The organism is Persephonella sp., assembly GCF_027023985.1.
Lineage (GTDB): Bacteria > Aquificota > Aquificia > Aquificales > Hydrogenothermaceae > Persephonella_A.
In genome coordinates, this window is the sequence record NZ_JALVTW010000028.1 from 1 (window position 1) to 20968 (window position 20968).

Genomic DNA, 20968 nt, shown 5'->3' on the forward strand with positions numbered 1-20968 from the left:
AAATATCCTTTTGCAGTGTAGTCTTTAATAAGTTCAAAGAATTCTGAAATATGGAAAAAAATATCCTCTATATTTTTCTTTTTAGAGAATACTTTTTTAATTAGAGTTAATTCAAGATTGTTAATATTTTCTAAGAAAATAGTAAACTCAATTTTAAGGTTATAGTGCAGTTTTCCAAGAGAAATTAGTTCTTCCTTTAGCTTTGATAATTCATTATGGATAAACATACTATAGAAATTAGTTATTCCTTGAATTTCCTTTATTTTCAGTTCTTCAATATTTCTTTCTTTTAAGAATCTTTTTATTATAGGTTCTTTTAATAACTGGAGAAAATATTCTTCATATGCAGACTCTATTAGATCCTTAAACTCTTTTTCAGATAAGATTTCTTTTTTCATAGCATTTCCTTCCTGATTTTTTGCAAAAAGTTATGGGCAAGTCTAACTGGTTCAGGGAGTTTATAATTGCCTGTTGATTTTATTGCTACTTTTAAACTGCTTTCAACTGAAATATTATTTCCTGGAGAAACAAAAACAGGATTTGCATTTTTCCTTGTTCTGAGGACATAGCCTCTGTGTTCACCATCAACATAAACAGGCTGATAAGCAAATCTGCGGTTTTCCGGCTCTTCAAACTCACCGATTAGTTTTGATTTTCCTATTCCTATACTGACTGTATCTGTTACCACTCCAAAATGGGCTGCAATACCCATTTTCCTCGGATGAAGTATCCCCATCCCGTCTACCAAAAAAACATCAACCTGACTTTTAAGCTTTTTGTAGGCTTCCAGTATCACTGGAAGTTCCCGATATGCAAGAAATGTTGGTATATAAGGAAAATCTATTTCTTTTGTTGCATAAACAGTCTCAATAATTTCAAAATCATTTTTTATATCTACTACAACTATTGAAGATATTGCTGTTGTTGGATTTTTCCATATATCAGTAAAAGTTGTATCAATACCTGCAACATATCTGACCTTATCAGGTGGTATTCTGTCTCTTAGATTTAATTTCTTGGATAACTTAGTCTGCTCAGCTTTTAGCTGCTCTATAAGTTCACGGGAAATATTTTCCGTTTCCATTAAAACACCACCAGATTATCCCTGTGTATAACCTCAGTAAATTTCCTATTTAATAAATTTTCAACCTCTGAAGATTTTTTGCCTTTTATTTTTTCAATCTCTTTATAGGAGTAGTTAATAATTCCTTTTCCGATGATTTTGCCTTCCTCGTTTAATATAGCAACAACATCATTTTTAGAGAATATTCCTTCAAAACTTTTTATACCTGCCGGAAGAAGACTTTTACCACCACGAATGGCCTCTTCTGCGCCTTTATCTATTATAATTCTTCCTTTGGGGGCTGACAGAAGTTTTAGCCAGCTTTTTTTTCTGGATAATTTTGTGCTTTTTTCGGGATAAATGAAACTTCCTGTTATTTTTCCGGATAAAGTCTGGGAGATTATATCTTCTTTTTTAGGAGAAATAATTACAGGAATACCATGGGAAGTTGCTATCTGGGCTGCTTCAAGTTTGCTTCTCATTCCTCCTGTGCCAAATTTAGATTTAGAGGTTCCTGCGTATTGAAGTGCTTGTGATACGTCCTTTATTTCTTCTATAAGCTGTGCCCCTTCCTCTCCCGGTTCTCCTGTATAAACTCCACCGGCTGTAGAAAGGATAATAAGCAGGTCTGCATTTGTTAAAACTGCAACATGGGCAGCCAGAAAATCATTATCCCCAAAAACAATTTCTTCCACTGCGATGGTATCGTTTTCATTAACGATAGGCACAACTTCCATATCAAGAAGCCGATTTATTGTATTCTGGGCAAGAACATATCTTTTTCTTTCCCGTAAACCTTCAATGGTGAGAAGTATCTGTCCAATATTTTTTCCATATTTTGAAAAAATTCTGTCGTAAATTTGCATAAGGTAAGCCTGCCCGACAGATGCAACAGCCTGTTTGTCTGTAATAGATGTAGGTTTTTGTTTAAGACCTAGTTTTTTTACACCTGCCAGAACAGCTCCTGAAGAAACGATTATAAATTCTTTGTTTGAGTGCTGGGATATATTTTCTGCCAGATTTTCTATAAAATGGGTATCTATTGAGTTGTTTTTCTCCAGAAGTTGAGAACCAATTTTTATAACAATCCTATTTGTATTTCTTATTAACTGGGATTTTTCCATATATTTATTCTATCAGCTATTAATTGCAAATATAAGATATCCTGTGTGGGCAACCATTCTGTCTTCAGGTCTGAGCCTGTCCGGGACCGGTTTATAGTGCCTTTCAAGAAGTTCAACAACTTCTGTTTTAATGAAATTGTTTTTTTCAAGGGCTTCAAGTGTAAGACTTATCTGGTTAGTTGTTGGCACAAGAAAACCTATAGGAGCTCCTATTTTTAATGCTTTTTTGATATTTTCAATATATAACCATGGTTCCCTAACATCTATAAATGCTGCATCAAAATTCTTTTCAGGCAGTTCTTCTGAAAGGTCATGATGTTTTATCTTAACGTATTTTTCCAGTTTTGCCAGTTTAAGATTTTCATAAGCATTTTGTATATATTTTTCATTTTTTTCGTAACAATAGATTTTTCCTGATGGTTTAACAGCGTTTGCCATAACAATGGTCAAGGCTCCGCTTCCAACTCCTGATTCCAGAACTTTCATACCATCGGTTATACCAAGTTTAAGAGTTATATAACTGCTGTCTTTTGGGTATATAATCTGGGTTTTTCTTTTTATACCGTGGAGAATAATATCAAAAAGGGTAGGGCGAAGTATCAGAAATTCATGTCCTTTATGGGTTTTTATTGTCTGCCCGTAATCTTTTTTTAATAACTCATCATGGTTTATATTACCTTTATGGGTTCCAAATACTTCGCCCTTTTTTACTACTAAGAAAAATGTATTTTTTTTATCCTGAAGCTGAACTGTATCCCCTTCTTTTATCATCTTGTAAGCAGGTTCAAACTGAATTCTTTATTGTTATACAGGTCTATTGAGTAATTGTCCCAGAAAACACATGTTCCACCTGCTATAAATTTTCCACCGGATGGGTCAACATATTCAGCAAACAGCACGGTTTCTTCTTCAAGTTTTGATTCTGCTGTATCTTCTCCGTGAACAAGAGGTCTGACTTCCGGTCTTCTTGTTACCAGTGTATCTGTGCAGGCAAGCATAACTTTTTTAATATTATCCGGCAGATTATAAGTATCAGACGTAACTATCAAAAGATTATCATTATCGTAGTTGTTTATATTATCAATTACAATATCCCCGTTGAAATGAATTCCAAATCTTTCGGAAAGAGTATTACATGTGTCTGCAATTCTGTCTTCATTTTTGTAATAGCCGAAAATTCCTACAGTTTTACCTTTTTTAACTAACTCTTCAATAAATGCTGCTTCATCTTCGGAAAATGGTATCTCCGGATAGTTGAAAATAATTGTGTCGTAATCTGCAAATTTTTCTACTTCATCTACTTCATCAATCTGTATACCTGCTTCTTTTGCGTATTTTTGAAGTTTTGAAAAGTAATAATGGTCAGATATTATAAATTCTTGATGTGCAGTGCTCCATGCAACTTTTCTCATGACGCCTCCTCTATATTTGATAATTTTTTATATATTTCAATTATTGCCGAAAAATCTTTTTCTTCAAGATTATTTGCCCTTGCACTGCTAAATAGATTAAGGGATTGACCTGTAAAAATTGCAGGAAAGTTTAATTTTTTTGCTATATCCTGTGCATAACATATATCTTTGTGGAGTAAAGCCAGAGAAAACTGAGTTGAATAATCATTTTTCAGTATTTTTTCTTTTTTCGCTTTCAACAGTCCTGAATTTCCAGCACCTTTTTCAAGTATTTGAACTACCGTATCCAGAGGTATTCCGGCTTTTTTACCAAATAAAATACCTTCCGATAAAACCACCATCATTGAACCTAAAACAGCGTTATTAATCAATTTCATTGTTGAGGCTTTGCCATAATCACCCATGTAGAATATATCTTTACCGAAATTTTTAAATACATCCTCTATTTTCTCAAATATTTCCCTATCCCCGCTAATCAAAATAATAAGCTCTTTATTCTGGGCAGGAATTACACTGCCTATCACAGGTGCTTCAATAAATTCTGCCCCATTGCTGATAAGCAGTTCTGCTATTTTCCTTGCCGTTTCAGGATGGATAGTTGTAAGGTCTATGAATATTTTTCCTTTAAGGTTAGCTCCAGAATTAACTATTTCTTGATATACTTCCTCTGAGGACTGGGAACCAAAAAGCATTGTGATAATAATATCCCTTTCTTTTATCAATTTTATCAGATTTTCTTCGTAAGGAAGACCACTTTCCCTCGCCTTTGATACTGTGCGGTTCCATACCTTTATATCATATCCTGCTTCATGCAGGTTTTTTGCCAGAATAAGCCCCATATGTCCAAGACCAATCCATCCTATCTTCAATTTAAACTCCATCTTTCACCAGTTTGTATATGAAACTATCAACAACTGCCTGCCATGAGGCCTCTATGACGTTATCAGATACTCCAACTGTTCCCCATTTTTTCTCTTTGTCCCTGCTTTCCACAAGAACCCTTATTTTTGCTGCTGTTCCGGCACTTTCATTGACTATACGAACTTTATAGTCTATCAGTTCAACTTCTGCAAGGGATGGATATATATCAACAAGGGCTTTTTTCAGTGCTCTGTCAAGGGCATTAACAGGACCGTATCCCAGTGATGCTGTATGCTGGTAATGGTTGTCTATTTTTATTCTAACTGTTGCTTCTGACACAGGCTCTTTATCTGTATATCTTCTAGCAATCAGAACTCTGTAAGCGTCAAGGTCAAAATATTTTTTTAGTAGTCCAAGATGTTTTCTTATAAGCAGTTCCAGAGATGCTTCTGCTGCTTCAAAATGATATCCGTAATTTTCTAATCTTTTTATTTCCTGAACAAGCTCTGCAATTCTTGGGTCTTTTTCGTCTATATCTATGCCTAACTCTTTTGCTTTGTATATGATATTTGATTTTCCTGCAAGATCTGATACAAGGATTTTTCTGCTGTTTCCTACAGCCTCAGGATTAATATGCTCATAAAGTTTTGGATTTTTAAGGACTGCTGATGCGTGGACTCCACCTTTATGGGCAAATGCACTATCTCCAACATAAGGCATATTTTTAGGAACAGGAAGGTTAACAATGTCTGCAACAAAGTTAGAAACTTCTTTGAGTTTTTTAATGTTTTCCTGTGGAACTGTTTCATATCCAAGTTTCAAGGTAAGGTTTGGGATAATAGAACAGAGATTTGCATTTCCACATCTTTCTCCAAAGCCGTTTATAGTTCCGTGAACTTGAACAGCCCCGTTTAAAACAGCCACAATAGAGTTCCATACTGCTGTATCGCTGTCATTATGGGCATGAATTCCAAGTCTTCCGTCTAATCCTTTTTCTTTAAGTTCTTTTATTATTTTTTCTATCTCGTTTGGGAGAGTTCCGCCGTTTGTGTCCGCAAGAACAAGAAAATCTGCACCTGCTTCTTGTGCAGTCTTCATAACAGCATAGGCATAATCAGGGTTTGATTTATATCCATCAAAAAAGTGTTCACCGATAAAAACAACCTCATCGGTGTTTTTCTTGAGAAACTGGACAGTGTCATAAACCATCTCAAGATTGTTATCTAAAGTAGTTTTAAGAGCTTCTATAACATGCAAATCCCATGCTTTTCCAAAAATTGTTATGACAGGAGTTTCTGCTTTTATTAGATTCTGGATAAGGGGGTCTTCTTCTACCCTAAGGTAAGCTCTTCTGGTTGAGCCAAAAGCTGCTATTTTTGAGTTTTTCAGATCAAGCTTTTTTACTTTTTTGAAATATTCGTCATCTTTTGGATTTGAACCTGGCCAGCCGCCCTCTATGTAATGGATACCAAAATCATCTAATTTTTCTGTAATTCTTAGTTTATCTTCTACAGAAACACTAACTCCTTCGGCCTGTGTTCCATCCCTTAAAGTTGTATCATAGATAAAAACCTTTTTTTCCATCTGTATTTACCCCGTTTCTAAACCTGAAGTTTAAATTTTAGCATAGCTGATAATTTTAGTTTTTATCTTGGAAGGGTTTATGATTTTTTACAGTCTAACAGGGATATTTCTTTCCTTCAGGTATTCCTTGACTTCCTGAATAGTTAGTTCTTTAAAATGAAAAAGTGATGCTGCCAGTGCTGCATCTGCTTTTCCTTCTGCGAATGCCTCATAAAAATGTTCTTTTCTCCCTGCTCCACCTGAGGCTATAACAGGAATTGAAACTGCTTCACTGATTGCTCTGGTCAGTTTTATATCGTAGCCGCTCTTAGTTCCGTCTTTGTCCATTGATGTTAGCAGTATTTCCCCTGCTCCAAGGTCTTCAACTGCCTTTGCCCATTCTATTGCATCTTTGCCGGTTGCTGTTCTCCCTCCGTGGATATAAACTTCCCACTTGTTCTCAGCAACCTGTTTTGCGTCTATTGCAACAACAATTGTTGAAGAACCAAATCTTTTTGCAGCTTCTTCTACTAAGATAGGCTCCTTAACTGCTGCAGTATTTATAGAAACCTTATCTGCTCCACTTTCAAGGAGTTTTCTGATGTCCTCAAGGGTTCTTACTCCTCCGCCGACAGTCAAGGGCATAAATACTGTCTCTGCAGTTGCTTTAACAACATCAAGTATTATATCCCTGTCCTCTGCTGAGGCTGTTATATCCAGAAAAACCAGCTCATCTGCACCTGCTTCGTCATAAGCCTGTGCAGCTTCAACAGGGTCTCCTGCATCCACAAGATTAACAAAATTAACTCCTTTAACTACTCTTCCTTTGTTTACATCAAGGCAGGGGATAATTCTTTTGGCCAGCATTTATACTCTCCTCTAAATCTGTAGGTATATCTTCTATATGTTTTATATCAAAATTTTTTAAAGATTTTCGAAATTCTAAATCTACAGGAATTCCTTCCCTTTGGAACATATGGGATATTTTTGAGGATATCTTTTCTCCCTGTTTATCAAGGTCTGTAAGGATTATTACAAGGTCTTCATTCTCCAGTTCTTCCAGAATATCGTAAAACTTTTTTCCTTTTATGGAGTATATATGAGTGATGCCGAATTTTTCCAGTTTTTGCTTGTCGTTTTTTCCTTCAACTAAAACAACTGTTTTTTCCTTTTCTGAAAACTCTTTTAATCTTTCAAGCCAGTCTTTTAGGGAGGCAAACTCCATCTATTTCCTTTTAAAAAGGGATTTTAAGAAAGAAATAAGTTTTTCTACTATTTTTGCAAGGGCATTTTTGTCAACCTCTTCTTCTTCAAGCCTATCTTTTATATATTCTTCTCCTTTTGTTTCCTTAAGATGTTCAAGTATTTCTGTGAAAACTTCCAGAGGGTTAAATGGTTTTTCTAAAATGGCTGTTATCCCCAGATGTTCATAAAATTCTCTTTCATCTGGGGTTAATTTTTTACTCAGAATAATAAATGGAATTACCTTAAGATGCTCATCTTTCATATAATTAATTATTTCCCAGGTAGGTCTGCCTTTTAGCCTTTGTTCTGCGACTATTCCATCTATATCTGTATTTTGTTTTACAAACTCTTTGGCCTCCTCCATTGATGTTATTTGGATAATCTCCGAGCCACTAAGCTGGGCTACTTCATTTAAAACTTCGTATGTTGCTTTATCTTCATCAAGCAGTAATATTCTCATGGCATTCCTTATACAAATTTTATTTCAGGTAGCTTATCAATAAATCCTTTTTCATAGGCTTCTTTCAGGAATAATTCAATTGCTTTTTTACCCCTTTCACCGTAATCAACGGTAAGGTCATTAACATACATTCCTATAAATTTGTCTGCCTTTTCCTTTGACATATCCCTTGCAAATTTCAGGGCATAATCTACAGCTTCTTCTCTATGTTCAAGAGAGTATTTTATACTTTCCCTGAGAATTTCTGAGATTTCTTTCATTGTTTCTTCGCCTAAGTCTTTGCGAATTACGTTTCCACCTAATGGAAGTGGAAGACCGCCGGTTTTTTCATACCACCATTTTCCAAGGTCAACGACACATTCAAGACCTTCATCTGCATAAGTCAGCTGCCCTTCATGGATAATAAGACCTGCATCTACTTTCCCTTCTTTGACAGCTTTTATAATCTGGTCAAATGGTATTACTTCATAATCAAAATCAGATGTTCCAAGGAATAATTCCAGTGCAAGAAATGCAGAAGTTAATGTTCCTGGAACGGCAATTTTTTTGTTTTTTAGCTCAGAAGGATAAAATTTTTCCTTTGCCACAATCATTGGACCATAGTTGTCGCCCATACTTGCTCCGCTGGAAAGGAGGGCGTATTTGTCTGCAACATAGGGAAATGCATGTATAGAAATAGCTGAGACTTCATATTCTCCTTCAAGGGCTTTTCTGTTTAATGTTTCAATGTCAGAAAGAACATCAACGAATTCATAACCTTTTGTATCAATTTTTTTGTGGTTAATTGCATAAAACATAAATGCATCGTCTGAATCGGGGCTATGTGCAACTCTAATGACTCTTTTTTCCAACTTTATTTACCTCTGAGAAGTTTTAATAAATTTTATAATAACCTTGTGATTTTTCCAAAGTTTTCAAAGTCCGGAAAAGGTTTAGCTTTTATTACTATCTTTCTTTTTAAAAATGGATGGAAAAAGGATATTGTGTAAGCATGTAAAAGCTGTCTTTTAACATTTTTCAATAGCGGATTATTTGTTTCTTTAATTCCGTAAGTCTTGTCTCCCACTATAGAGAAACCTATTTTTGCAAGATGTATTCTAATCTGATGTTTTCTCCCTGTAGGTATCTGAACTTTGAAAAGTGTAAATCCGGAGGACTTTTTCAGGGTGTAAACAATACTTTTTGCATACTTTTTTTCTACAGGAATATTTATAACCTTTTTCCTAAAGGGTGCTTCTCCGACTGAGATTGCCAGATATATTTTTTCTACCGATTTGTCCTGCCACAGTTTCTTAAATTTTTCAAAGACTTTGTTATTTTTTGCGAACAAAAGCACACCGGAAGTTTCCCTGTCAAGTCTGTGGATTGCCCTGATTTTATGGTCTTTTTTGAAAGATCTTAGCAAATCCTCAACGCTCCCCTTTTTACTTTCACTTTCTATAAAAGGCGGTTTGTTTACAGCAATTATAAATGGGTCTTCATATATTATTGAATTCTCAATACTCCAGTTTTTTGTTTTCTGATAAACAGGAAGTTCAACAATATCTCCAGCTTGAAGTTGATGGGAAGCTATCCATACTCTTTTGTTGTTTACAAAAACAAGTTTGTTATCTATTAGCTCTTTTGCTTTTTTCTTTGATATACCAAGCTGCTGTGCAACAAAATCCTTTAATGTCTGGCTTTCTTTTACCTTAACTTTTTTCATTCTGAATTGGTTTTAATGTTTTTTAGAAACTCTAAGATATATCCTTTTACCTTTTTAAGCAATATTACACCATGTCCTTTTCCTGAAACTATTAGTGAAGTTCCATTATTTGTTTCCCTCATATATAATCTTGAATATTTTTCGCTACCAAGTGGGTCATCTAATGAAGATATAAACATTGCAGGATTCATATAAGAAGATAAAGACAACTTGATAATTTCTTCTCCTATTATAGCTGGAGAGCCAGGTGATATACATACAATTGCTGAGATATCATGCATAGATACAACCGGTATGATTGAAGTTGCACCTAATGATGCGCCTATAAGAATTATCTGTTCTGAGTCTATCTTTTCATTTTCAATTAAATAATCTATCCAGAGGGCTATATCTTCAGGAATTTTGGAAAAATTTACTTTTCTATTACTTTTTCTAAAGAATGAAATTAAATCAACAGAAGCAGAAAATTTTTCTTTAAATATTATTTTATTCTCTTTTCCATTTTGAATTATGGAAAGGCCATGACCTCTAAGGTCTATTAAAAGAGTTGCGTATCCTTTTTCTCTTAATTCTTTGGCAAATTCAGACCAGATGATATGAGTTGTTCCAAATTGATGGGCAAAAATAATTACAGGGTATTTATCTTTCTTGATGTCAGGGTAATAAATATAACCTTTAAGAACAAAACCATCATTTGATTTTATTGTAAGTTCTTTTGAATACACCATTCCAAAAATTATAAAAAAAATAAGTAAAATATTTTTCATAATGAATAATCTTAAGTATGCTTAAGATATCTTGCAATATATCTTGCTTTTTCCAATTATTTATTTACCATATTTAGTATTAAATAAGAAGAGGTTTAGGGTATGAGAATAACCGATATAGATAGGGCTTTATCCCTTGCCACTGATAAAGAGTTATTTCCAATTATTGATAAAGTCCTCTCAGATAAAAGGCTCTCCTTTGAAGACGGAGTAAAGCTATTTAAAACAAATGACCTGTTAACACTTGGAGTTCTGGCAAACTATAAAACAGAGAAGCTCAACGGAAAATATGCATATTTTGTTATTAACAGACAGATAAATCCTACAAATATATGTGCCCTTGATTGTAGTTTCTGTGCATTTGCCACGATGGATAAAAATGACCCTAAAGCCTATGAGATGAGTTATGAGGAAATTCTGTCTAAAGCAAAATATGCTGTAGAAAATGGAGCTTCTGAGGTTCATATTGTAGGTGGGCTTCATCCTGACTGGAGTTTTGATGTTTATTTAAATATGGTTTCTTTGCTTAAAAAGAATTTCCCTCAACTTCATATAAAGGCCTTTACCGCTGTTGAGATAGATTATTTTTCAAGAATATCAGGCCTAAGTTATGAAGAAGTTCTTGAAAAACTAAAAGAGGCCGGTTTAGGTAGTCTCCCCGGCGGTGGTGCGGAAGTTTTTGCACCAAGGGTAAGAAGAATTATTGCTCCAACAAAAATAGGCTGGAAAAAATACCTTGAAGTCCATAAAATTGCCCACAGACTCGGTCTTCATTCAACAACAACTATGCTTTATGGTCATGTGGAAACAGTAGAGGAAAGAGTTGACCATATGCTCAAGATAAGAGAAGCTCAGGATGAAACTGGCGGATTTACATGTTTCATTCCGCTGGCATATCAACCTGAAAACAATGAACTAAATATAACAGACCACACCCATGGTGTTGATGACCTGAAGACTATAGCCGTTTCCAGACTTATATTGGATAATGTTCCGCATATAAAGGCATACTGGGTAATGATAGGAGAAAAGATTGCACAGGTTGCTCTTAATTTTGGTGCAGACGATATGGATGGAACGGTTATGGAAGAAAAAATTGCCCATTTTGCAGGGGCAAAATCCCCAACTCAGCAACAAAAAGAAAAGCTTATCAGACTAATTAAAGAAGCCGGAAAAATACCTGTTGAAAGGGACACACTTTATAATCATGTAAAGGTTTACAGTTAGTTAAATATTTAAAATTTTGTATTTTTAACCGGATTTCTAATTTTTAAGCAATTTCAAAAACTAAACGGAGTGTTATGGACAAAAAATTTCCTGTTGAGAAAAGAACACCTTTTCAATACTTTCTTGCTTTTGTAGTTTTATTACTTGTTGCGCTGATATTTATTATTGCACTTGTTGCTATTCCTTATCTGGTATTCATCTTGCTGGAAATTCTGTTTAAAACCCTCCAGTTTGGTATAGTTTTTATTGTGGTTTTCTGGGTTGTTGTTGTTTTAATCCTATGGATATTAAAGCTTTTAGAGGTTATGACAAGGAATGGATAGACCTGTAGGAGTAGAAACAGACAAGGATGTTGTTATTATTGGAGATATTCACGGCTGTCTGATTGAGTTTCAGGAAATGGTCTCCAAAATTCATAGCAGATATGGTGAAGATACCATCATCGTATCAGTAGGGGACACAGTTGATAGGGGAGATTATAACGTTGAAACCCTTGAATACTGCTTTGAACTCCAGAAAACAGGCAGATTTATAGAAATTCAAAGTAATCACAATCTTAAGCTGTATAGATGGTTTAAAGGACGGAAAGTCAACATTAGCTCAGGAATGAAAAAGACCGTTGACCAGATTTTAAATATGCCTGAAGAAAAGAAGAAAAAGTTCAAAGAAAAGTATATCCGTTATTATGAAAGCCTTCCTCTGTATCTAATTATAAATGGTAGTGTTGTTGTAGCCCATGCAGGAATAAAAGATGAGATGATTGGAAAAGCAAACAAAAAAATAAAGGATTTTGTTATATTTGGGGAAACAACAGGCAGATATACAGAAGAAGGTTTTCCAGAAAGGATAGACTGGACAAAAAACAGAAAGGTTGATAAATACTCTCCAATCATCGTTTATGGTCATGTGGTTTTTGAAAAACCTTATATAAATAATAAAGCCTATGGTATTGATACCGGCTGTGTTCTCGGTAATATGCTGACTGGGTATAATCCGTTTAGGGATGAGTTCTTATTTGTCCAGGCAAAGAAGCAGTATTTTTCATTTGATTAGTTAGGATTCATTAATATGTGATTTATCATACTTTCTTAAATTTCCAAATCTCACCTTTAGTCATATATCCAAATTAAAGGATTTAATTATGAAAATCGCTAATCCTTACGGTCAATTTGTTTCTATTTCGGACAAAGAAAAAGATGTTTTTCTCCTGATAATAAGGCTCTATTGGGGCTGGTTGTTTTTCAGGGCAGGATTATGGAAATTCGTTAATTATCCGCAGGCTTCAGGATTTTTTGAGCATTTAGGCCTTCCATTTCCGGAATACTTTGTGATTTTTATAGCTTCTGTTGAGTTATTAGGAGGAATACTGCTGTTTTTTGGCCTGTTCTCACGGGTAGTTGCCCTTATTCTCACATTCAACATGATAGGTGCATTAATAGTAGGCCATCGGGAGATGCTGTTTTCTGTTTTTTCAAATCCGGAAGATTTTTACACTGCACCACCTTTAACTTTTTTAATTGTTTCAATGGTTGTTTTGTTTTTTGGTGCCGGAAAATTTTCTCTGGATTATCTAATCAGCAAAAAATTAAGTTATTCATTCTAAATAAAAGGAGGCTGTTATGAAAAAATTAGCAGTTATATCAACAGTTATAGGATTTAGTGCAGCAGGAGTTGTATCTGATGCTTTATCCTTTGAAACAGGTAAAGTTTCGGAAAGCAGGAATGTTCTTATTTCTTCATCTGAAGAGATGAAATGCGGTAAAAAGATGAAGGAGATGAAGGAGAAAATGGAAAAATGCAGAAAAATGATGAAAGAGGCATCCTGCGGTTCAAAAATGAAGGAATGCAAAACACTTCTTAAGAAAAAAGAAGGTAAATGTGGTTCTATGATGAAAACAAAGCAAAAAGCCAAAGAAATGGCTTGTGGACAATGTGGGTCTAAAAAATGATTTCAGGAACAGGGCTGGGTTTAAGGCTTCCTTTTATAGAAGAAATCTATGACCACAGTGAAAAACCGGAATGGTTTGAGATAGCTCCGGAAAACTGGATAAAAAAAGGTGGATATCTCCGTAAACTTTTTGAAAATTTAAGACAGGATTTTGATTTTGTGGCTCATGGGTTGTCCCTTTCAATAGGGAGCCCTGACCCTGTTAATTTTGATTTTCTAAAGGAATTAAAAGATTTTCTGGATTATTATCAGATAGAAATTTATTCTGAGCATATGAGTTTTTCTATATATAATGGAAAAAACAGCTATGAGCTATTGCCTATCCCTTATACCGAAGATGTAGCTCAGTTTATCTCAGACAAAATAAATCAGGTTCAGGATTTTTTACAGAGACCATTTATTTTTGAAAATGCTTCAACATATGTGCGATTTCCTATTGGAATGGATGAGCTGGATTTTTTTGAGATGGTGATAGAGAAAACAGATTCAAAAATGCTCCTTGATATAAACAATATTTTTGTAAATTCTGTTAACCATAATTTTGACCCCTATGAATATATAGAGCAGATTAAACCGGAGTGGGTAGCCTATTATCATATAGCCGGACATGAGAGGATAGATGATTCTCTTATTATTGATACACATGGAGCAGATATAATTGAAGAAGTTTATAAATTGATGGATTTTACGCTTAAAAAAATTGGCAGCAGACCTGTTTTACTGGAAAGGGATAATAATATTCCACCTTATGATATTTTACTTAAAGAGTATCAAAATCTGAAAGGCAGGGTGAATGCCATTGAAAAAAGAAACAATCAGAATTTACAACAGCTTTTTTAAAAGTTTATTTTCAGAAAAAAATATTACTAACCTGCCGACACAAAAAATAGAACTTTACAGAGAACTAATCTTTAATAATATTGAAGGTATTCTATCTGCATGCTTTCCAATTACACAAAGATATCTTGAGGTAAAATGGGAAAAGCTGATTAAGGACTTTATTAAAGATAGTAGTTTACAGAGCCCCTATCTATCTGATATTACCGAGGAGTTTTATAACTATATGCAACAAAAAGAAAATTCAGAGTTCATAGAAAACTTAATGAGATATGAACTTATTGAACTTGAGGTATTTAATGAGGATATACCTGTTGAGAAAGCAGAATTTAATCTGGAAAATAGATATACCCTTTCAAGTTCATCTTCTATTGAGTATTTTGAATATCCGGTTCATAAAATATCCCAGATAGGTTTAAACAATATAAAGGAAAAAAAGAATAACTATTTCCTTATTATATTCCAGCATCCGGACAGCAATGAAGTTGAATATATAGAAATAACTCCTGTTTTATACGAGTTTCTTGGGGAGATAACCCAAAATAATTTTGAAAAAAGCCTAAAAAAGCTAACAGAAAAATATAATCTCCCTTATGAAGATAGTTTTACAATGCTCAAAAGATTTATAAAATATCTGATAGATATGAAAGTCCTGGTTTAACTGCCAAGTAGTTCCCTTAATTTTTTTCCTATGTCCTTTTCCCTCATCAGTGATTCACCGATTAAAAATGCATCAACACAATACCCTTTTAGTTCAAGTATTTCCTTTCTACTGGATATGCCGCTTTCAGCAACAACCACCTGTGCACCTAACTCTTTAAGCTCCGGTGCAAGTTTTTTAGATAGATTTATATCTACCTTAAATGTTTCTAAATCCCTGTTGTTTATCCCAATTATAGTTGCACCAGCATTAATAGATTTTGCCCCTTCTTCAAGGCTGTGGATTTCTACCAGAGGTTCCATTCCAAACTCTCTTCCGTATTTAATTAACTCTTCCATCTCTTTTTCTGACAAAACCCTTGCTATCAGAAGAAAAGAGTCTGCCCCATAAGCATAAGCCTCTAATATTTGCCTTTTATCAATTATAAAATCCTTTCTAAGCAAGGGTATTGAGGTTATCCTTCTGACCATTTTGAGATACTGAATATCTCCTTGGAAGTATGTTTTATCTGTCAGAACAGAGATTGCAGCAGCCCCGTTTTCCTCATAAATTTTTGCAATTTTTACCGGGTCAAAATCTTCTCTGATTACTCCTTTTGATGGAGATGCTTTTTTTATTTCAGCAATAATATTTATCTCATTTTTGGTTAATGCACCTTTAAAATCCCTTACTTTATCCCTTTCTAAAACTTTTTTTTCAAGGAATTCTATGTAATCAGGTGTATAGTCCAGTAATTCTTCTTTTTTGGTCTGGATTATCTTATCTAATATGTTCAATTTTCTCTAAACTCCTTTTTTTAAATATTATAGCAGGGTTGATATCTATCATTGTTTAAATAATCTTTATATAATTACAATTTTCATCAATAAAGCAGGAGGTTATTAAATTGAATAAACCGGAAATACTTGCTCCAGTAGGACATTATGAAGGTCTTGCTGCAGTTATAAAAGCCGGAGCAGATGCAATATACATGGGTGTAGGAAAGATAAATCAAAGGGCTTTAAAGTCTAATTTTACTATTGAGGATGTAAAAGAAATCCGAAAAATAACTCAGGATGCTGGAGTAAGACAATACATTGTCTTAAACTCTATTGTGTTTGAGGATGACCTGCCGTATATAAATGAAACCCTTGAACAGCTGAAAGAAATAGGTGTTGATGCTGTTATCGGCTGGGATATGGCAGTTCTTTCAAAATCCATAGAGCTGGGAATTGAAACCCATCTTTCCACAATGGCATCGGTATCAAACTCACAGGCAGCAAAATTTTATGAAAAGATGGGAATAAAAAGGATAGTTCCTGCCAGAGAAGTAAAACTTGAGGGATTACTGGATATAAAGAATAAAACAAATCTTGAGGTGGAAATATTTATCCACGGTGCAATGTGTATGGCTGTCTCAGGTAGATGTTTCCTGTCCCATGATGTATTTGAAAAGTCAGGAAATAGAGGAGAATGCTATCAGGTTTGCAGACATGAGTTTGATGTAAAGATAGTATCTAAAAATACAGGCACAGAGTTTTATCTGGGCTCTGATTATGTCTTATCTGCCAGAGATTTAGTAACAATAAACTTTGTTGACAAACTTATGTGGGCAGACAGCTGGAAGATAGAAGGTAGAAACAAAAATGCAGATTACGCCTACATGGTTACATCTGCATATAGAGAGGCAAGGGATAGGATACTAAATGGGGAATGGCACACAAAAGGCTGGAAGGACCTCTGGGACAAACTTGAAAGAGTCTACCACAGAGAATGGGATAGCGGTTTTTACTTCGGAGAAGGTCTGTTTGGTATGAACAAATCTATTGCCAAAGAAAAGAAATTATTTGCAGGTGAAGTTATAAAGTTTTATCCAAAAATTAGTGTTGCCGAAGTAAAAATAATAGATAATCCAATAAAAATAGGAGATACAATCCATATAATAGGCAAAAAAACAGGAGTTGTCAGACAGCAGGTAAAATCAATGCAAATAGATGGTAAGAATATAACTGAAACTAAAAGAGGAGACCTGATAGGCCTGAAAACAGAGGATAGAGTCAGACCGGGAGATAAAGTTTATCTAATAAAAGAAGTAGATACAGCCGATAATAATCCTGAAGGGAACTTATTAACTTCAAGAGGATAAAACTGAATGGCTGAAAATAAACTTCATTGTAAATTCTATGAAAAACTCAAAAAGAGTAATAAGCTTGACCATGAAGATATAAAACTATTGATGAATATTGTTAGAAAGGAGCTTAGTTTTCTCATAAAGCATAATATACCACCTGTTCCTAAAAATTATGAGAAATGGTTTTATATTTTCTGTGCCCTTGCAGAGAGCCACAAAGAACTTGACGACCTTGAAATTATAGGCATTTATAAAGATACTTACGATGATGATTACAAAAAGATAGATACATCTTCAGAGGAAGGAATTTCTGAAAATATTGCAAATAAACTTAGAGATGTTGCAGAAAAATTTGATGAAACTCTAAAAGAAGTAATAAACAATATTGATGACTATCAGGATAAACTTGACTCCCACGCAGATAAATTGGAGCAAACCAAAGAAAGAGTTACCCTTGAAAATATCAATGAAGCTGTAATGGAAATATTAGATGAATTAAAACAACTCCGTGCTGAAAATTCAAAATTAAAAAATGAACTGAAAGCCTATCACTCAGAAGTCATTTCCCTTAAAGAAGAACTTTCTGTAGCAAAAAAAGAAGCAAGTATAGATTTCTTAACAGGTCTCGTAAATAGAAGAAGATTTGAAAGGGCGTTAGAGGACGCAATAAGAGACAGAAAAAAAAGAGGATATCCTTCTGCACTAATATTTGTGGATATAGATAATTTTAAACAAATAAACGATAAATACGGACATATTAATGGAGATTTAGTTTTAAAAGAGCTGGCAACAATTTTTAGATTTTATTTGAGAGCAAATACTGTTATAGGAAGACTGGGGGGAGAGGAATTTGCAATTCTCCTTCCCGGAACAGAGCTTGATGATGCTGTAAAGGTTGCAGAACGGCTTAGAAAAATAATAGAAAATAGAGAAATAAAAATAAATCACGGAGAAACCAAAAAAATTAAAATTACAGCAAGTTTTGGTGTTACAGATGTGAGACCTGATGATACAGTTGAGATATTGCTTAATAGGGCAGATGAAGCCATGTATGAAGCAAAAAAATCAGGTAAAAACCAAGTTAAAGTAAAATGAAAATTCTTCTTACAGGAAGCACAGGCTTTGTTGGAAGTTATATCCTTGATTCCCTTGAAGGAAGATATGAGTTAATTCTTCCTGTTAGAAACAGGGAAAAGGTAAAAAAAGGAATTCCTAATGCAACTATTATTCAATTTGAGGAACCTCTATCCCAGATTGTAATTGAATATCAGCCTGATATAGTAATTAACACCCTTGGTATATTAATAGAAAATAAAAAGGTTACTTTTGAAAAAGTTCATGTTGAATATGTCAGACAGCTTGTTGAGGGTTCAGTAAAAAGTTCGGTAAAAAAATTTATTCATATATCGGCTCTCGGTGCAGATAAAAATTCAAAAAGCAGATATGCCCAAACAAAAGCGGAAGCTGAAGAGATAATAATAAATTCAGGATTAAACTATCTTATCTTAAGACCTTCAATAATTCTTGGTAAAGGTCAAAAACTATTTGATGATTTAAGGAAGTTATCACTAATTGCCCCATTTTTATTTGCACCTAAAGGAAAGGTTCAACCTGTACATATAAATGATGTGGTTGATGTTGTATTAAAAGGGGTGGAAAACAGACTGGATAACGGAATTATTGAGCTTTGCGGAAATAGAATTGTGTCTTACAAAGAACTTTTTCAGTTTGCTTTGGGATATATAGGAAGAAAAAGACCTGTTTTTGAGATGCCTCTTTCTGTATTGCAAATAATGGTTCCTTTTATGCAAATACTACCGGAGCCGCCTGTTACACAAGACCAGATTTATTTACTGAAAAAAGATAATGTATGCACAGGCAAACTAAAAACCCAGAAGGATATTTTAGGCTCTGTCCGAAATCCTTTTAAGTTTTAAATAAAATGTCTGAATTTTAAAAAATCTGACATCTAATCTGTATCGGATAGGAATATGATATAAATCATAAAATTCTCTCTAAAGGGCTTAAAATCTGAATTTTGTAATTGAGATAATATTGAGATTTTAAATTTGACAAAATTTAGAAAAATTAGTATTCTAATAACAGGTCTGTCCAAAGTAAAGGTTTCTTGGAAACTGAATATGTTGATTTTCAAGGATTATAGAGGGTCTCTTGAAACTCACCCGTTTGATGAGGGTATTGCGACCAAAACAAACCTTTTTCTGAGTCGTACCCAATCTCACTTGAAACTCACCCGTTTGATGAGGGTATTGCGACTCTTTCTTCGTCAACAATCCAATCTTCTGCTATTCTTGAAACTCACCCGTTTGATGAGGGTATTGCGACTTTCTTCATAACTTGTATTATCTACAAGTCCAAGCTGTTCATCTTGAAACTCACCCGTTTGATGAGGGTATTGCGACAAATGAATTGACGTGCAGTGTAAGTTCTCAACTCTACTTGAAACTTACCCGTTTGATGAGGGTATTGCGACTTCTCAATTAATTCCTTAGAGTGATAATCATAAATTCTCACTTGAAACTTACCCGTTTGATGAGGGTATTGCGACTCAATATCTTTTATTTGTTCGGGTTTGATAAAATCTGCCACTTGAAACTTACCCGTTTGATGAGGATATTGCGACCTATCATCTCTATCCTCCTTTAAAGTAATCTTTTTAAGACTTGAAACTTACCCGTTTGATGAGGGTATTGCGACACTATATAAAATAATTGATAAAACAAAACTCATTGTTACTTGAAACTTACCCGTTTGATGAGGGTATTGCGACATAGTTCTTTAGCTTCTTCTTCTGTTTTTGCAATTACGAACTTGAAACTCACCCGTTTGATGAGGGTATTGCGATGACCGGTTATGAAAACTTTTGATTAATTAATTTGGGATAATTTTGAAGGGGAAAAGTCAATTTGATTATTGAAAGTTCTTAAAGGTGCTTTTGTTGCGTTTTCTCTGTTGCAAAATCTGATAGTATTTATTTTTTTGACTTGAAACTAAAATACCCCCCCCTCCCAAATGCTAAGTAACCGTTCAAATACAAAAGCTCATATCAAAGAAAAAACTTTATATAGCAGCTCCTTTTAATACATCCTTGCAATTACAGTTTAATTCTTCAGGAAGGCTTTCTATAAACCTGAGAACAAGCTGTTTAATCTCCTCATTCTTTTGATGCATCATCTGAATAACTTCATCTGAGGTTAGCCTTTCCTCTGATATCCCTGCTGCAAGATTAGTAACCACATTCACAGAAGCAAAATGCATTGCAAGTTCACGGGCTAAAACTATCTCAGGAACCAAAGTCATACCCACAACATCTGCACCTAAAAGACCAAGAGCTTTTATTTCAGCAGCCGTTTCAAGTCTGGGACCCTCTGTTGCTGCATAAGTTCCTTTAGTATGGAAACGAATTTTCATATCTTCCAATATGTTTTTCAAAACATTTCTCATATCAGGGCAGAAAGGATTTGTAACATCTATATGAACAACCCTATCATTTGATAAATATTCATTTACAAGGTCATTTTCAGTATCTTCTTCATCTTTTATAGTGTAAATTCCCTCATAAAATGTAACCGGTCTTACTTTTGTAAAATCTAAAAATTGGTCAGATAAAACAATATCACCCGGCTTTAAAATAGGATTTATTCCACCAACAGCACTAATTGATAAAATCCTATCAACGCCAAGTTTCCTAAACCCCCATATATTTGCCCTGTAATTTATCAGGTGAGGAGGATATTTATGGCCTCTTCCGTGTCTTGGAAGAAATACAACTCTTTTGTTTTTGTATTCTGCAATTATATAATTGTCAGAAGGTTCACCGTAAGGAGTTAAAATCCTTTTTTCTTCTAAGATTTTTATATCATCAATATTGTATAAACCACTACCACCTAATATTCCGAGCATGGCTATCTCCTTTTTTGTTTTAACTGAGATACAATTATATCCGAAAATTTATATATAATAT

The 20968-nt window shown here is 34.2% G+C and carries 25 protein-coding genes and 1 CRISPR repeat array; of the genes, 10 read left to right on the plus strand and 15 right to left on the minus strand.

The annotated features are described in order from the left end of the window. From MVE07_RS06610 to MVE07_RS06670, 13 genes are all read right to left on the minus strand, one after another. Nucleotides 1–398, minus strand: a 398-nt coding sequence (locus tag MVE07_RS06610) for a hypothetical protein (protein ID WP_297455582.1), incomplete at its 3' end; no start/stop codon positions are given. Then, the gene (locus tag MVE07_RS06615; RefSeq protein ID WP_297455584.1) at nt 395–1084 is read right to left on the minus strand and encodes an endonuclease V; all 690 of its coding nucleotides are present in this window, start codon (nt 1082–1084) and stop codon (nt 395–397) included. The genes MVE07_RS06615 and MVE07_RS06610, both read right to left, overlap by 4 nt. Next, nucleotides 1084–2187, minus strand: coding sequence for a glutamate 5-kinase (gene proB / locus MVE07_RS06620; RefSeq protein ID WP_297455586.1), 1104 nt, complete (start codon nt 2185–2187; stop codon nt 1084–1086). Before proB ends, MVE07_RS06615 begins: the two co-directional genes overlap by 1 nt. A gap of 12 nt (nt 2188–2199) precedes the next feature. Next, complete coding sequence (locus MVE07_RS06625; protein WP_297455588.1) at nt 2200–2958, minus strand: tRNA (adenine-N1)-methyltransferase; 759 nt, start codon at nt 2956–2958, stop codon at nt 2200–2202. After that, nucleotides 2955–3599 (minus strand): hypothetical protein, encoded by a 645-nt coding sequence (locus MVE07_RS06630; protein WP_297455590.1) that lies wholly within the window; start codon nt 3597–3599, stop codon nt 2955–2957. The genes MVE07_RS06625 and MVE07_RS06630 overlap by 4 nt, the downstream gene beginning before the upstream one ends. Then, nucleotides 3596–4480 (minus strand): NAD(P)-dependent oxidoreductase, encoded by an 885-nt coding sequence (locus MVE07_RS06635; protein WP_297455593.1) that lies wholly within the window; start codon nt 4478–4480, stop codon nt 3596–3598. The genes MVE07_RS06630 and MVE07_RS06635 overlap by 4 nt, the downstream gene beginning before the upstream one ends. Further along, on the minus strand, nt 4470–6044 hold the full coding sequence (gene cimA / locus MVE07_RS06640; protein ID WP_297455595.1) for a citramalate synthase: 1575 nt from the start codon (nt 6042–6044) through the stop codon (nt 4470–4472). The genes MVE07_RS06635 and cimA overlap by 11 nt, the downstream gene beginning before the upstream one ends. An 87-nt stretch (nt 6045–6131) precedes the next feature. Then, entirely contained in the window at nt 6132–6890 is a 759-nt protein-coding gene (gene hisF, locus MVE07_RS06645; RefSeq protein WP_297455597.1) for an imidazole glycerol phosphate synthase subunit HisF, read from the minus strand. Beyond that, nucleotides 6859–7248, minus strand: a complete 390-nt coding sequence (locus MVE07_RS06650; RefSeq protein WP_297455599.1) for a toprim domain-containing protein — start codon at nt 7246–7248, stop codon at nt 6859–6861. Before MVE07_RS06650 ends, hisF begins: the two co-directional genes overlap by 32 nt. Then, nucleotides 7249–7728, minus strand: a complete 480-nt coding sequence (locus MVE07_RS06655) for a response regulator (protein WP_297455601.1) — start codon at nt 7726–7728, stop codon at nt 7249–7251. It lies immediately after the preceding gene. Between the two features lie 8 nt (nt 7729–7736). Continuing rightward, entirely contained in the window at nt 7737–8585 is an 849-nt protein-coding gene (locus MVE07_RS06660) for an MqnA/MqnD/SBP family protein (RefSeq protein ID WP_345781545.1), read from the minus strand. Between the two features lie 26 nt (nt 8586–8611). After that, entirely contained in the window at nt 8612–9433 is an 822-nt protein-coding gene (locus MVE07_RS06665) for an RluA family pseudouridine synthase (protein WP_297455604.1), read from the minus strand. Further along, the gene (locus tag MVE07_RS06670) at nt 9430–10161 is read right to left on the minus strand and encodes an alpha/beta fold hydrolase (protein ID WP_297455606.1); all 732 of its coding nucleotides are present in this window, start codon (nt 10159–10161) and stop codon (nt 9430–9432) included. The genes MVE07_RS06665 and MVE07_RS06670 overlap by 4 nt, the downstream gene beginning before the upstream one ends. Before the next feature lie 141 nt (nt 10162–10302). Here MVE07_RS06670 and mqnE point away from each other — a divergent pair, with 141 nt between their 5' ends. The 7 genes from mqnE to MVE07_RS06705 all read left to right on the plus strand — a co-directional run bounded on the left by mqnE (nt 10303) and on the right by MVE07_RS06705 (nt 14873). Continuing rightward, entirely contained in the window at nt 10303–11427 is a 1125-nt protein-coding gene (mqnE, locus tag MVE07_RS06675) for an aminofutalosine synthase MqnE (protein WP_297455608.1), read from the plus strand. Between the two features lie 74 nt (nt 11428–11501). Further along, nucleotides 11502–11750, plus strand: a complete 249-nt coding sequence (locus MVE07_RS06680) for a hypothetical protein (protein WP_297455610.1) — start codon at nt 11502–11504, stop codon at nt 11748–11750. Then, the gene (locus MVE07_RS06685; RefSeq protein ID WP_297455612.1) at nt 11743–12480 is read left to right on the plus strand and encodes a metallophosphoesterase; all 738 of its coding nucleotides are present in this window, start codon (nt 11743–11745) and stop codon (nt 12478–12480) included. Before MVE07_RS06680 ends, MVE07_RS06685 begins: the two co-directional genes overlap by 8 nt. Nucleotides 12481–12568: 88 nt before the next feature. Continuing rightward, nucleotides 12569–13030 carry a DoxX family protein gene (locus tag MVE07_RS06690; RefSeq protein WP_297455613.1) on the plus strand — a complete coding sequence of 154 codons (462 nt, stop codon included), beginning with the start codon at nt 12569–12571 and terminating at the stop codon, nt 13028–13030. A gap of 16 nt (nt 13031–13046) precedes the next feature. Next, nucleotides 13047–13376 (plus strand): hypothetical protein, encoded by a 330-nt coding sequence (locus MVE07_RS06695; RefSeq protein ID WP_297455615.1) that lies wholly within the window; start codon nt 13047–13049, stop codon nt 13374–13376. Next, complete coding sequence (locus tag MVE07_RS06700) at nt 13373–14215, plus strand: DUF692 domain-containing protein (RefSeq protein WP_297455617.1); 843 nt, start codon at nt 13373–13375, stop codon at nt 14213–14215. The genes MVE07_RS06695 and MVE07_RS06700 overlap by 4 nt, the downstream gene beginning before the upstream one ends. After that, the gene (locus tag MVE07_RS06705; RefSeq protein ID WP_297455619.1) at nt 14175–14873 is read left to right on the plus strand and encodes a putative DNA-binding domain-containing protein; all 699 of its coding nucleotides are present in this window, start codon (nt 14175–14177) and stop codon (nt 14871–14873) included. Before MVE07_RS06700 ends, MVE07_RS06705 begins: the two co-directional genes overlap by 41 nt. Here the strand turns inward: MVE07_RS06705 and trpC are convergent. Then, entirely contained in the window at nt 14870–15649 is a 780-nt protein-coding gene (trpC, locus tag MVE07_RS06710) for an indole-3-glycerol phosphate synthase TrpC (RefSeq protein WP_297455621.1), read from the minus strand. The two genes, MVE07_RS06705 and trpC, sit on opposite strands and share 4 nt — an antisense overlap. A 110-nt stretch (nt 15650–15759) precedes the next feature. Here trpC and MVE07_RS06715 point away from each other — a divergent pair, with 110 nt between their 5' ends. From MVE07_RS06715 to MVE07_RS06725, 3 genes are read left to right on the plus strand one after another with little or no spacing between them, the layout of a single operon-like run. Further along, nucleotides 15760–16998 (plus strand): peptidase U32 family protein, encoded by a 1239-nt coding sequence (locus MVE07_RS06715; protein ID WP_297455623.1) that lies wholly within the window; start codon nt 15760–15762, stop codon nt 16996–16998. Between the two features lie 6 nt (nt 16999–17004). Further along, nucleotides 17005–18078, plus strand: a complete 1074-nt coding sequence (locus MVE07_RS06720) for a diguanylate cyclase (protein WP_297455624.1) — start codon at nt 17005–17007, stop codon at nt 18076–18078. Further along, nucleotides 18075–18920: an NAD(P)H-binding protein gene (locus tag MVE07_RS06725; protein ID WP_297455626.1), complete on the plus strand. Its 846-nt coding sequence runs from the start codon at nt 18075–18077 to the stop codon at nt 18918–18920. Before MVE07_RS06720 ends, MVE07_RS06725 begins: the two co-directional genes overlap by 4 nt. 234 nt (nt 18921–19154) lie before the next feature. After that, nucleotides 19155–19849: direct repeats of the CRISPR family, unit length 35 nt; unit sequence CTTGAAACTCACCCGTTTGATGAGGGTATTGCGAC. Nucleotides 19850–20064: 215 nt separating this feature from the next. Here MVE07_RS06725 and MVE07_RS06730 read toward each other — a convergent pair. Then, the gene (locus tag MVE07_RS06730) at nt 20065–20907 is read right to left on the minus strand and encodes an S-methyl-5'-thioinosine phosphorylase (protein ID WP_297455628.1); all 843 of its coding nucleotides are present in this window, start codon (nt 20905–20907) and stop codon (nt 20065–20067) included. Nucleotides 20908–20968 lie beyond the last annotated feature (61 nt).

Coding starts and splice junctions, on each gene's coding strand:
- MVE07_RS06615 (WP_297455584.1), bottom strand. CDS start 1,084: ATGGAAACGGAAAATATTTCCCGTGAACTTATAGAGCAGCTAAAAGCT.
- proB (WP_297455586.1), bottom strand. CDS start 2,187: ATGGAAAAATCCCAGTTAATAAGAAATACAAATAGGATTGTTATAAAA.
- MVE07_RS06625 (WP_297455588.1), bottom strand. CDS start 2,958: ATGATAAAAGAAGGGGATACAGTTCAGCTTCAGGATAAAAAAAATACA.
- MVE07_RS06630 (WP_297455590.1), bottom strand. CDS start 3,599: ATGAGAAAAGTTGCATGGAGCACTGCACATCAAGAATTTATAATATCT.
- MVE07_RS06635 (WP_297455593.1), bottom strand. CDS start 4,480: ATGGAGTTTAAATTGAAGATAGGATGGATTGGTCTTGGACATATGGGG.
- cimA (WP_297455595.1), bottom strand. CDS start 6,044: ATGGAAAAAAAGGTTTTTATCTATGATACAACTTTAAGGGATGGAACA.
- hisF (WP_297455597.1), bottom strand. CDS start 6,890: ATGCTGGCCAAAAGAATTATCCCCTGCCTTGATGTAAACAAAGGAAGA.
- MVE07_RS06650 (WP_297455599.1), bottom strand. CDS start 7,248: ATGGAGTTTGCCTCCCTAAAAGACTGGCTTGAAAGATTAAAAGAGTTT.
- MVE07_RS06655 (WP_297455601.1), bottom strand. CDS start 7,728: ATGAGAATATTACTGCTTGATGAAGATAAAGCAACATACGAAGTTTTA.
- MVE07_RS06665 (WP_297455604.1), bottom strand. CDS start 9,433: ATGAAAAAAGTTAAGGTAAAAGAAAGCCAGACATTAAAGGATTTTGTT.
- MVE07_RS06670 (WP_297455606.1), bottom strand. CDS start 10,161: ATGGTGTATTCAAAAGAACTTACAATAAAATCAAATGATGGTTTTGTT.
- mqnE (WP_297455608.1), top strand. CDS start 10,303: ATGAGAATAACCGATATAGATAGGGCTTTATCCCTTGCCACTGATAAA.
- MVE07_RS06680 (WP_297455610.1), top strand. CDS start 11,502: ATGGACAAAAAATTTCCTGTTGAGAAAAGAACACCTTTTCAATACTTT.
- MVE07_RS06685 (WP_297455612.1), top strand. CDS start 11,743: ATGGATAGACCTGTAGGAGTAGAAACAGACAAGGATGTTGTTATTATT.
- MVE07_RS06690 (WP_297455613.1), top strand. CDS start 12,569: ATGAAAATCGCTAATCCTTACGGTCAATTTGTTTCTATTTCGGACAAA.
- MVE07_RS06695 (WP_297455615.1), top strand. CDS start 13,047: ATGAAAAAATTAGCAGTTATATCAACAGTTATAGGATTTAGTGCAGCA.
- MVE07_RS06700 (WP_297455617.1), top strand. CDS start 13,373: ATGATTTCAGGAACAGGGCTGGGTTTAAGGCTTCCTTTTATAGAAGAA.
- MVE07_RS06720 (WP_297455624.1), top strand. CDS start 17,005: ATGGCTGAAAATAAACTTCATTGTAAATTCTATGAAAAACTCAAAAAG.
- MVE07_RS06725 (WP_297455626.1), top strand. CDS start 18,075: ATGAAAATTCTTCTTACAGGAAGCACAGGCTTTGTTGGAAGTTATATC.
- MVE07_RS06730 (WP_297455628.1), bottom strand. CDS start 20,907: ATGCTCGGAATATTAGGTGGTAGTGGTTTATACAATATTGATGATATA.